This window comes from Bradyrhizobium campsiandrae (assembly GCF_014529705.1).
In the GTDB taxonomy this organism is placed as follows: Bacteria; Pseudomonadota; Alphaproteobacteria; order Rhizobiales; family Xanthobacteraceae; genus Bradyrhizobium; species Bradyrhizobium campsiandrae.
In genome coordinates, this window is record NZ_JAANIH010000026.1 from 101,258 (window position 1) to 113,244 (window position 11,987).

The following is an 11,987-nucleotide window of genomic DNA, read 5'->3' on the forward strand; positions in this document are numbered from 1 at the left end:
GCGAGCGAAGCGAAGCAATCCAGAATCGTTCCGCGGAGGGACTCTGGATTGCTTCGTCGCAAGGGCTCCTCGCAATGACGGAGAGCGGAGCCGCACCTCACTTGAACAGCGGCGTGCCCGGCACGAAGGCGTCGAACGCCGCCCAGAACTGGGATCGGTAGCGGTCCTGCTCCTGGAGGATCTCGTGCTTGGAGCCGGCGATCACCAGATGAGAGCCGGCGCGCAGATGATAGGCGAACTCCTCGATGGCCGCGGTCGAGACGACCGTGTCGTTGGAGGCCGCCAGCATCAGGATCGGCTGGCGGATCTCGGACGGGTAGTTCACGCCCTTGAAGGTGTGCATGGCGCGGAAGGCGGTATCGGCCCAGGCGACCGTCGGCGAGGCGAGACCCAGCGTCGGGTCCTCCTCCAGGATCGCGGCGTTGCGCGCATAGCGCACGGGATCACTGGTGAGGGGATTGTTGATGAAGGGCGACAGCCCGGTGATCTGATCGCCGCCGCCGGGAACGTAAGCACTGCCGCGCCCCAGCATGCGCATCGTCTTCAACAAGGCCCGCACCGGAAACGACGTGGCCCGGCCGGGCAAGTCGATCATCGGCGCGGTCAGCACCATGCGATCGAACCAGCGCTTCTGCGCATGCGCCAGCCGCAGCAGCACCGCGCCGCCCATGGAATGCGCCAGCGCGAAGAACGGCGGCGGACAGTCCGGCAGCACCACCTGCTGCACGAAGGTCTCGACGTCGATCTCGTAGTCGGCGAAGTTGCGCACATAGCCCTTGCGCGGATCGCGCAGGCGGCGCGAGGAATGCCCCTGCCCGCGCCAGTCGATCATCGCCACGGCAAAGCCGCGGTCACGCAAATCGCGCACGGTCTCGAAGTATTTCTCGATCTGCTCGCTGCGCCCGGTGAAGACGCAGACCGTGCCCTTGCGGTTCGCCGGCGGCGCCCAGCGCGCGAATCGCAGCTCGACGCCGTCGGGCGTCTTGATGGTGCCACTGACGACATTTTCGGGCACGGGGTTGGACGGAATCGAGACCAGCGTCATGAGAGTGCGTAGGCGCCAAGTGCTGCAAATCAAGGGGCGGGAGCGCCGAAAAGGCGCCGCTACCGCCCTCTTGAACGCCGTCTGGACCCACCCATATCATCTCAGTGCAGGCCGCTACCAGTGTTTCGGACCCGGAACATCAGGCTGCACACAGAGATGAGCCCGGCCCGATTGGCGGGCGGGTTTACCAACAGTCGCTCAATGGAGGACTTGACCATGCGCACCTACGATCTCACCCCGTTCTATCGTTCCACCGTCGGCTTTGACCGCCTCTTCAACCTGCTCGACCAGGCCGGTTCGGACGGCAGCAGCCCCGGTTATCCCCCCTACAATATCGAGCGCACCGGCGAGAATGCCTACCGCATCACCGTTGCGGTCTCCGGCTTTGCCAAGGATGAGCTCTCCATCGTCGCGAAGGAAAACACGCTGACGATCAAGGGCGAGAAAGTCGCCAATGAGAACAGCAAATCCGAGGTGCTCTACCGGGGCATCGCGGCCCGCGCCTTCGAACGCGCCTTCCAGCTCGCCGACTTCGTGCAGGTGAAGGACGCCTCGCTCGAGAACGGCCTGCTCCATGTCGACCTCGTACGCGAGATTCCCGAAGCCAAGAAGCCGCGCCAGATCGCGATCAACACCGGCGCCGCCAAGGCGCAGGTGATCGAGAGCTCGGTCGCCGCGTAAAGCCAATCGACAGCCAGCAAGTTGCGAAAACGCCCCGGTGCCCCGGGGCGTTTTTTTCGCGTTTTGCACCGCATCACAGAGCGGTGAAGCGCGTAACGCTGCGGCCGCACGCTCCGTCTTTTGGACATCGCGACCCAAAAACAAGACGGAGAACGAACATGACTTTCTGGCGCAGCCTTTTCGTCGCCGCGAGCCTGCTGGCGGCTCCCCTCAGCCTTGCCCATGCGCAGACAGCGCAGACGGTGAAGGCCAAGAACGTCGTGCTGGTGCACGGCGCCTGGGCCGACGGCTCGAGCTGGTCGGAGGTGATCCCGATCCTCCAGGCCGCCGGCCTCAACGTCACCGCGGTGCAGAATCCGCTGGGCTCGCTCGCCGAATCGGTCGAGGCGACCAAGCGTGTGCTGGCCGAGCAGGATGGCCCGACGGTGCTGGTCGCGCATTCCTGGGGCGGCACCGTGATCAGCCAGGTCGGCACCGATCCGAAGGTGACGGGCCTCGTCTACGTCGCCGCGCGCGCGCCCGACGCCAACGAGGACTTTGTCGCGCTGTCAAAGCAGTTTCCGACCGGCCCGGCACGCGCCGGCATCGTCGAGCGCGACGGCTACACCAAGCTCTCGGAAGACGCCTTCCTGAAATATTTCGCCAACGGCGTCGCGCCTGAGCGCGCCAGGGAACTCTACGCCGTGCAATGGCCGACCGCCGCCTCGATCTTCGCCGGCCGCACCACGGAAGCCGCCTGGCATACGAAGCCGAGCTGGTACGCGGTGTCGAAGAATGACGGCACCATCAATCCCGATTTCGAACGCTTCCTCGCCAAGCGCATGAACGCCACCACGATCGAACTCGATGCCGGCCACCTCTCGCTGGTGTCGCATCCGAAGGAGGTGGCGAATCTGATCCTGGAGGCGGCGGGATATCCGCGGAGCTGAGGTGATTGCGTACAATGCAAAGGCGCCTGAATCTCAGGCGCCTTTTGTTTTGCCCAACTCCCTCCACGATGTCGTCCCGGCCTAGTGCGCAATTGCGCATTAGGCCGGGACGACACCGTTGGTATGATGCGCAGGGGTGCCCTAATCCAGCCCCTGCACGGCCGGCATCTCCTGTGTCGGCAAGATGGTAAGGGCGGACTTGGCCTGACCGACGGTCGGGGGCGTGGCTGGCGCGACCTCGGCAGGTTTGGCTTGCACGGCGGCGGTCTGCTGCGCGGCCGGCTCGGCGGGCTTGGCAGCTGCCACCGGCGTCTCGGCGCGCTGCGGAGAAGCCTTCGGCAGCGGGACGTTCCGGCTGGCGACGTGCGGAATCGGTGCCGGCGGACGCGGCGGGCCGCCACGGACCATGGTCGGCGGCGGCAACGCACTTTGCGGCCGATAAGGTGCAACCGACGGCTCCTCATAGGGCGGCGCCATGCCATAGGCATCGGCAGCCGGCATGAAGCGCAAGATTCGTCCATCGCGGGCGTCGATCACGAGCCGGCCGTCGTCGCCGTGGCGATCGATCACCGCGATGGTGTAGACGGCGCCGCGCAGGCGCGGGATGCCGAGCGGCGAGAAACCGTTGTCGCGCAAGACCGCGTAGACCTCGGTTGCCGGCAGCAGCGCCGGCCCCTCGCCACGTTCCTCGTAGCCATAGCCGTAGCCGTAACGCGGCGGTGGCGCGGCTTCGGGTGAGCGATAGGGTCCGTCGAAATCCGAGACCGCGATCAAGGCCCCGCGCGCGGGTCCGTTCGTCGGCACCTGGGCTTCTGCGGCGTTTGCCACCAGCGCCAGCGCTGCGGCGGCCACACATCCTGTGAAAAACTTCATGGTCGACACGCTCCTGTCAGGCCCCTGACGACGCGCGCTGTTTCGCTTCCTGCGGCGTGGCGCGCCCTTCGAAGGGCTGATCCGAAGCTTCATTCGGGATTTCGGCGCGGCTTGGGCCGGATCAGGGCGCGTTTGCTTCAAAACCGGGGCCGCGCAACTTTCGGAAAGCGATTGATTGACTTATCGGGAATCGGGACTTCCGCGCGCTTGTGTGCTAGACAAAAATTTGGCAAGGTGATGGTTAGGACAGGAAAGCTGTCTCAATTTTGCTTGCGGTTCCGGCATAGGGATTGCAACGAAAGTCGGTGCTTCCGAGCACCATAAGGCTAGCAGGAAAAGCCGTTCTCGGGGACGAAGAACGCCTTGGCCTGAATTTAAGAAAATGCGGCTCGCAGCGGACGAGCGGTGACCCAGAGGCGGGTGCCGCGGAACGCCGAAGGTGCGCCGAAGATGGCGGTGAGACAGCTTGCCGCACGGAGAGGATTGGAACAATGAACGGGTCGCAATTCGAGCGCGGAAACATCGTGGCAGAACAGCTGTCGGCGACGGTCGCCTCGAAAACGACCGATCCGATTCAGGAACACAATTCGCGCCCCAAAGCCGAAGGCCTGTACGATCCCAGCCTGGAGAAGGACTCCTGCGGCGTCGGCTTCATCGCCAACATCAAGGGCAAGAAGTCGCACGAGATCGTCTCGGACGCGCTCAGCATCCTCTGCAACCTCGAGCATCGCGGCGCCGTCGGCGCCGACCCGCGCGCCGGTGACGGCGCCGGCATCCTGGTGCAGATCCCGCACGCCTTCTTCAGCCGCAAGGCCAAGGAGAACAAGTTCGAGCTGCCGGCGCCGGGCGAATACGCCATCGGCGCGCTGTTCATGCCGCGCGACACCGCCTGGCGCAACGTCATCAAGAGCATCATCGCCGACCAGATCAAGGCCGAAGGCCTGACCCTGCTCGGCTGGCGCGACGTGCCGACCGACAATTCCTCGCTCGGCGTCACCGTGAAGCCGACCGAGCCGGCCTGCATGCAGGTGTTCATCGGCCGCAACGGCACCGCCAAGACCGAGGACGAGTTCGAGCGCCGGCTCTACATCCTGCGCAAGTCGATCTCGCAGGCGATCTACCAGCGCCGCGACCGCGGCCTTGCGGGCTATTACCCCTGCTCGATGTCCTGCCGCACGGTGATCTACAAGGGCATGTTCCTCGCCGACCAGCTCGGCAAGTACTATCCTGATCTGCACGAGAAGGATTTCGAGAGCGCGCTCGCGCTGGTGCACCAGCGCTTCTCGACCAACACCTTCCCGGCCTGGTCGCTGGCGCATCCCTATCGCATGATCGCCCATAACGGCGAGATCAACACGCTGCGCGGCAACACCAACTGGATGGCGGCGCGCCAGGCCTCGGTGAGCTCCGAGCTCTACGGCAAGGACATCAGCCGGCTTTGGCCGATCTCCTACGAGGGTCAGTCGGACACCGCCTGCTTCGACAACGCGCTCGAATTCCTGGTCCAGGGCGGTTACTCGCTGCCGCACGCCGTCATGATGATGATTCCGGAGGCGTGGGCCGGCAATCCGCTGATGGATGAGAAGCGCCGCGCCTTCTACGAATATCACGCCGCGCTGATGGAGCCGTGGGACGGCCCCGCCGCGATCGCCTTCACCGATGGCCGGCAGATCGGCGCCACGCTCGACCGCAACGGCCTGCGGCCGGCGCGCTATCTCGTGACCAAGGACGACCGCATCGTGATGGCGTCCGAAATGGGCGTGCTGACGATCCCCGAGGACCAGATCATCACCAAGTGGCGGCTGCAGCCCGGCAAGATGCTGCTGGTCGACCTCGAGCAGGGCCGCCTGATCCCCGACGACGAGATCAAGGCCGAGCTCGCCAGCAGCCATCCCTACAAGGAGTGGCTGGAGCGGACCCAGATCGTGTTGGAGGACCTGCCGAAGGTGCCGACCACGGGCGTGCGCTCGAACTTGTCGCTTTTGGATCGCCAGCAGGCGTTCGGCTACAGCCAGGAAGACATCGCGATCCTGATGACGCCGATGGCGGCCACCGGCGAAGAAGCCGCGGGCTCGATGGGCAACGACACGCCGATCTCGGCGCTGTCGGACAAGGCCAAGCCGCTGTTCACCTACTTCAAGCAGAACTTCGCGCAGGTCACCAACCCGCCGATCGATCCGATCCGCGAGGAGCTGGTGATGAGCCTCGTCTCCATCATCGGACCACGGCCGAACCTGTTCGATCTGCAGGGCCTTGCCACCACCAAGCGCCTGGAAGCGCGCCAGCCGATCCTGACCGACGCGGATCTGGAAAAGATCCGCTCGATCTCGGATGTCGCGGAATCGCACTTCAAGTCGCGCACGCTGGACACCACCTTCCACGCCGGTCTCGGCGCGGCCGGCATGGACCAGGTGCTGGACGAGCTCTGCGCGCGCGCCGAAAGCGCCGTGCGCGAGGGCGTCAACATCATCATCCTGTCCGATCGCATGGTCGGCACCGACCGCGTGCCGATCCCCTCGCTGCTGGCCTGCGCCTCCGTGCATCATCATTTGATCCGCACCGGCCTGCGCACCTCGGTCGGCCTGGTCGTCGAATCCGGCGAACCGCGCGAAGTGCATCACTTCGCCTGCCTCGCCGGCTACGGCGCCGAAGCGATCAATCCCTATCTCGCGTTCGAAACCATCATCGCGATGAAGGACCGCCTGCCCGGCTCGCTCGACGATTACGAGATCGTCAAGCGCTACATCAAGTCGATCGGCAAGGGCCTTTTGAAGGTGATGTCCAAGATGGGCATCTCGACTTACCAGTCCTATTGCGGCGCTCAGATCTTCGACGCGGTCGGCCTCAAGGCGGATTTCGTCGCCAAGTTCTTCGCCGGCACGCATACCCGCGTCGAGGGCGTCGGCCTGGCCGAGATCGCCGAGGAAGCCGTGCGCCGTCATGCCGACGCGTTCGGCGAGGCGCTGGTCTACAAGACCGCGCTCGATGTCGGCGGCGAATACGCCTATCGCAGCCGCGGCGAGGACCATGCCTGGACCGCCGAATCGGTCGGCCTGCTTCAGCATGCCGCGCGCGGCAATTCGCTGGAGCGCTACCGTGCCTTCGCCAAGATCCTCAACGAGCAATCGGAGCGGCTGCTGACGCTGCGCGGCCTGTTCCGGATCAAGAACGCGGAGGAAGAGAAGCGTAAGCCGATCCCGATCGAGCAGGTCGAGCCGGCCAAGGACATCGTCAAGCGTTTCGCCACGGGTGCGATGAGCTTCGGCTCGATCTCGCGCGAGGCGCACACCACGCTCGCGATCGCCATGAACCGGATCGGCGGCAAGTCGAACACCGGCGAAGGCGGCGAGGAAGCCGACCGCTTCAAGCCGATGCCGAACGGCGATTCGATGCGCTCGGCGATCAAGCAGGTTGCCTCGGGCCGCTTCGGCGTCACCACGGAGTATCTCGTCAACTCCGACATGATGCAGATCAAGATGGCGCAAGGTGCCAAGCCCGGCGAAGGCGGCCAGCTGCCCGGCCACAAGGTCGACGCTGTTATTGCCAAGGTGCGTCACTCGACCCCGGGCGTCGGCCTGATCTCGCCGCCGCCGCACCACGACATCTACTCGATCGAGGATCTGGCGCAGCTGATCTACGACCTCAAGAACGTCAACCCGACGGGTGACGTCTCGGTCAAGCTCGTCTCCGAGATCGGCGTCGGCACGGTGGCCGCGGGCGTTGCCAAGGCGCGCGCCGACCACGTCACCATCGCCGGCTTCGAGGGCGGCACCGGTGCTTCGCCGCTGACCTCGATCAAGCATGCCGGCAGCCCCTGGGAGATCGGCCTTGCCGAGACCCATCAGACGCTGGTGCGCGAGCGGCTGCGCAGCCGCATCGTGGTCCAGGTCGACGGCGGCTTCCGCACCGGCCGTGACGTCGTGATCGGCGCGCTGTTAGGGGCCGACGAGTTCGGCTTCGCCACCGCGCCGCTGATCGCGGCCGGCTGCATCATGATGCGCAAGTGCCATCTCAACACCTGCCCGGTCGGCGTCGCGACGCAAGACCCCGTCCTGCGCAAGCGCTTCACCGGCCAGCCCGAGCATGTCATCAACTACTTCTTCTTCGTTGCCGAGGAGGTCCGCGAGATCATGGCCTCGCTCGGCTTCCGCACCTTCAACGAGATGATCGGCCAGGTCCAACTGCTCGACCAGACCAAGCTGGTGGCGCACTGGAAGGCCAAGGGCCTCGACTTCTCCAAGCTGTTCGTCAAGCAGAAGGAAGAGAAGGGCCAGAAGATCTATCACTCCGAGCGCCAGAACCATCATCTGGAAGCCGTGCTCGACCGCTCGCTGATCGAGAAGGCGCAGCCCGCGCTCGACCGCGGCGCGCCGGTGAAGATCGAGGCTGCCATCAACAGCACCAACCGCTCCGCCGGCGCGATGCTGTCAGGCGCGGTCGCCAAGATCTACGGCCATGCGGGCCTGCCGCACGACACCATCCATGTCAGCCTCAAGGGCACGGCCGGTCAGGCCTTCGGCGCCTGGCTCGCCCACGGCGTCACCTTCGAGCTCGAGGGTGAAGGCAACGACTATGTCGGCAAGGGCCTGTCGGGCGGCAAGATCATCGTCAAGCCGCCTGCCAACAGCAGCATCGTGCCGGAAGAGAGCATCATCGTCGGCAACACCGTGATGTACGGCGCCATCCAGGGCGAGTGCTACTTCCGCGGTGTCGCCGGCGAACGCTTCGCCGTGCGCAACTCGGGCGCGGTCGCCGTGGTCGAAGGCGCCGGCGATCATTGCTGCGAATACATGACCGGCGGCATCGTCGTCGTGCTCGGCAAGACCGGCCGCAATTTCGCGGCCGGCATGTCCGGCGGCATCGCCTACGTGCTCGACGAGAGCGGCGATTTCGACAAGCTGTGCAACATGGCGATGGTCGAGCTCGAGCCGGTGCTGTCGGAAGAGCTGATCAACGCCGGCACCTATCATCACTCCGGTGACCTCGAGGCGCATGGACGGGTCGACGTGTTCAAAAACCTGCTCGCCTCCGACGTCGAGCGGCTGCACGTCCTGATCACGCGCCATGCCAAAGCGACCGGCTCCAAGCGCGCCGCCGACATCCTTGCCAATTGGAAGGAATGGCTGCCCAAATTCCGCAAGGTGATGCCGGTCGAGTACCGGCGCGCGCTGCGCGAAATGGCCGCCAACGCGGACGCCGAGCCGAAAATCGCGATCGGGGCGTAACGAGCATCACACCCCGTCATTGCGAGCGCAGCGAAGCAATCCAGACTTTCTTCCTTGATGCAGACTGGATTGCTTCGTCGCTTCGCTCCTCGCAATGACGGTTGAGGAACAACAGACGAACTAGCCGGCAGGGACTTCGAGCTTTAATGGGCAAGATCACGGGTTTTCTCGAAATCGAACGGCACGACCGCAAGTACACCCCGGTCGCCGAGCGCGTAAAGCATTACAAAGAGTTCGTCGTTCCCTTGACCGAGAAGGAAACGCGCGACCAGGCCGCGCGCTGCATGAATTGCGGCATTCCCTATTGCCACGGCACCGGATCGGTCGCGCCGGGCACGCCCGGCTGCCCAGTCAATAACCAGATCCCTGACTTCAACGACCTCGTCTATCAGGGCAACTGGGAAGAAGCCTCGCGCAACCTGCACTCGACCAACAACTTCCCTGAATTCACCGGCCGCATCTGTCCGGCGCCGTGCGAAGCGTCCTGCACGCTCAACATCGACGACAACCCCGTCACCATCAAGACGATCGAATGCGCGATCGTCGACCGCGCCTGGGACAATGGCTGGCTGAAGCCCGAAATCGCCGCCCACAAGACCGGCAAGAAGGTCGCCGTGATCGGCTCGGGTCCGGCCGGCATGGCCTGCGCGCAGCAGCTCGCCCGCGCCGGCCACGACGTCCATGTCTACGAGAAGTACGCCAAGGCCGGCGGCCTGCTGCGTTACGGCATCCCCGACTTCAAGATGGAGAAGGGCGTCATCGACCGCCGCGTCAAGCAGATGGAAGGCGAAGGCGTCACCTTCCACTACAACAGCCATGTCGGCGCGGCCGGCAATGTCGATCCGCGCGAGATGCTCAACCAGTACGACGCGATCGCGCTGACCGGCGGCGCCGAAGCTCCGCGCGACCTGCCGATCCCCGGCCGCGAGCTCGAAGGCATCCACTATGCGATGGACTTCCTGCCCCAACAAAACCGCCGCGTCTCCGAGGAGCCGCTGAACGGCGTCAAGGATATCCTGGCTGGCGGCAAGCATGTCGTCGTGATCGGCGGCGGCGACACCGGCTCCGACTGCATCGGCACCTCGCTGCGCCAGGGCGCGCTCAGCGTGACCCAGCTCGAGATCATGCCCGCCCCGCCCGAGCGCGAGAACAAGGCCCTGACCTGGCCGAACTGGCCGCTGAAGATGCGCACGTCCTCCAGCCAGGCCGAAGGCGCGATCCGCGAATTCGCCGTGCTGACGCAGAAGTTTTCCGGCGAGAACGGCAAGATCAAGAAGCTGCACTGCGTGCACGTCGACGACAAGTTCAAGCCGATCGAAGGTACCGAGTTCGAGTTAGAGGCCGAGCTGGTGCTGCTCGCGATGGGCTTCGTGCATCCGGTGCATGAGGGCCTCTTGAAGCAGCTCGCGGTCGACCTCGACCCCCGCGGCAACGTCAAGGCCAACACGCTCGACTACCAGACCTCGCGTCCGAACGTGTTCTCCGCCGGCGACATGCGCCGCGGCCAATCGCTGGTGGTCTGGGCCATCCGCGAGGGCCGGCTGTGCGCACGGTCGATCGATACGTTCCTGATGGGGAAGACGGATCTGCCGCGGTAAGGTGCGGCGAGCTGTGCAGTCTGAGACAGACAGCAAGTGAGTTGCAACTCCGCTCGCCCAACAAAGCGTGTCGTCCCGGCGAAGGCCGGGACCCATAACCACAGGGAGTAGTTTGGCGAAGACTGGTAGTTATTCAGCTTCGCGCGGTACTGATACCCGTGTCTATCGATGGATCACGCGGTATGGGTCCCGGCCTTCGCCGGGACGACACCTGAGGGTTGGCTCCGCCGGAGGCCACGCTCTGCCGCCGAGCATCCTCAATTCTGCAACCTCACGCCCAGCATCACCACCGTCCCCTGCGAGCTGGAGCCCGGCTGGTTCGAATCCAGGATGTCGTGGCGCAGCGAGCCCTTGATCCAGATGTTGCGGTTGAGCTTGTAGATCAGATTGCCTTCGAGCGAGTAGGTTTTGTCGTTGCGGCCCTGGTTCTGGTAGTCGTAGGTGCCGTAGGTGAACTTGCCGATCGCGGTGAGCCAGCGGCGGAAGTCGTGGTCGACTTCGGCGGCGTAGGTGTGCACCAGCACGCCGGAGGAGCCGGGGATGGTGGTTTCCGCGATCTGGGTGTCGGTGTTGAACTTCACCGTCGTCAGCCCGCTGGCGTTCCAGATCAGCGAGCCTGAGGTGAGGAAGCCCGAGAGCTGGCTGAGGCGCGGATCGACATAGCTGCGCGCGGAATAGCCGATCGAGACTTCGCCGGTGAGAATGCGCGAGAACTCGAATGACGAGCCGACCTTGGCGTAGCCGCCGGATGAGTCGCGCAAATAGCCGTTGCGGTCCGCGGCCTGGTCGTGAACGCGGTTGTCGCCCTCGATCTCGACAAAGGGCTTGAGGCCCGGCTTCAGCTCATAGGAGAAGCGTCCGACGCCGCCATACTGGTTGAAGTCGCGATCGTCATTGCTGAAGGTCGAGCCGTCGGTGAGCTTTGAATCGGTATAGGCGGTGCGATCGATGGTGGCGCCGGCCGCGACCTGGAAGCGGTTGAAGGTCTGGTCGAAGCCGAGGGTGGTGCCGTAGGCGGCATAGACGGGATATTTCTGCAGGCCGGCCTGCACGTTCGGGCTGCCGGGATTGTCGGTGGCGAGCCGCAGCCGCAACTGCGAGGTCAGCTTGAGGTCGCGGTCGACGTCGAAGCGGCCGTCGACATGGCCGGTGAAATCGGGGCGGTTGATCTCGACCGGCGACGGCGAGGCGAAGCCGTCGATCGTCGCCGGCATGTTGTTGGTGTAGCCGGAGAAGGAGCCGCGCAGATCGGCGACCAGCGCGTGGCGCTCCCAGTCGGACACCACGAGCAGGTCAGGCGCGACGACATAGACCGGCGAGCCGACCGGCTTGTTGAGACGCGCGGGGTTGGTGTCGTAGCCCGCCGAGAGCTCGAGCCCGCCCTTGATCAGAAAGCTGCCGGCGTAGTCGCCGACCGCGCCGAACGCATCGTCGTCGGCCCTGAGGCGGCGCCGCAGTGGCTGGCCGGGCACGTTGCCCGCCATCGCCGGCGGCACCGGGGCCTTGTGCGCGGTCTCCGACGGCCGTCTCTTATACCCCTCTGCAGCCGCCGACGAAGGGGGTGGTGGTGAGACCGGCCGGTCCCGGATCCTTGTAACACAACAGTACGCAACAAGATGCCACGACCAACCGTCTG

General features: G+C 65.0%; 7 protein-coding genes. 4 read left to right on the forward strand and 3 right to left on the reverse strand.

Going from position 1 to position 11,987, the window contains the following annotated elements:
• Positions 1 to 97 precede the first annotated feature (97 nt).
• Positions 98 to 1,045, reverse strand: coding sequence for an alpha/beta fold hydrolase (locus G8O24_RS20525; protein ID WP_188102438.1), 948 nt, complete (start codon positions 1,043 to 1,045; stop codon positions 98 to 100).
• A 216-nt stretch (positions 1,046 to 1,261) separates the two neighbouring features.
• Between G8O24_RS20525 and G8O24_RS20530 the strand changes: the two genes are divergently transcribed.
• Complete coding sequence (locus G8O24_RS20530; protein ID WP_188102440.1) at positions 1,262 to 1,726, forward strand: Hsp20 family protein; 465 nt, start codon at positions 1,262 to 1,264, stop codon at positions 1,724 to 1,726.
• Positions 1,727 to 1,884: 158 nt separating this feature from the next.
• The gene (locus G8O24_RS20535; RefSeq protein ID WP_188102441.1) at positions 1,885 to 2,655 is read left to right on the forward strand and encodes an alpha/beta fold hydrolase; all 771 of its coding nucleotides are present in this window, start codon (positions 1,885 to 1,887) and stop codon (positions 2,653 to 2,655) included.
• Positions 2,656 to 2,796: 141 nt separating this feature from the next.
• Here the strand turns inward: G8O24_RS20535 and G8O24_RS20540 are convergent, their stop codons facing one another.
• Entirely contained in the window at positions 2,797 to 3,528 is a 732-nt protein-coding gene (locus tag G8O24_RS20540; RefSeq protein WP_188102443.1) for a hypothetical protein, read from the reverse strand.
• A 491-nt stretch (positions 3,529 to 4,019) separates the two neighbouring features.
• Here G8O24_RS20540 and gltB point away from each other — a divergent pair, with 491 nt between their 5' ends.
• Both gltB and G8O24_RS20550 read left to right on the forward strand, forming a co-directional pair.
• Positions 4,020 to 8,753, forward strand: coding sequence for a glutamate synthase large subunit (gene gltB / locus G8O24_RS20545; protein ID WP_188102444.1), 4,734 nt, complete (start codon positions 4,020 to 4,022; stop codon positions 8,751 to 8,753).
• A gap of 146 nt (positions 8,754 to 8,899) precedes the next feature.
• Entirely contained in the window at positions 8,900 to 10,351 is a 1,452-nt protein-coding gene (locus tag G8O24_RS20550) for a glutamate synthase subunit beta (protein ID WP_188102446.1), read from the forward strand.
• Positions 10,352 to 10,608: 257 nt separating this feature from the next.
• On the opposite strand, the gene G8O24_RS20555 is transcribed toward G8O24_RS20550, so the two are convergent.
• Positions 10,609 to 11,987 (reverse strand): outer membrane beta-barrel protein (locus tag G8O24_RS20555; RefSeq protein ID WP_438503268.1); only part of this gene is annotated, 1,379 nt, incomplete at its 5' end.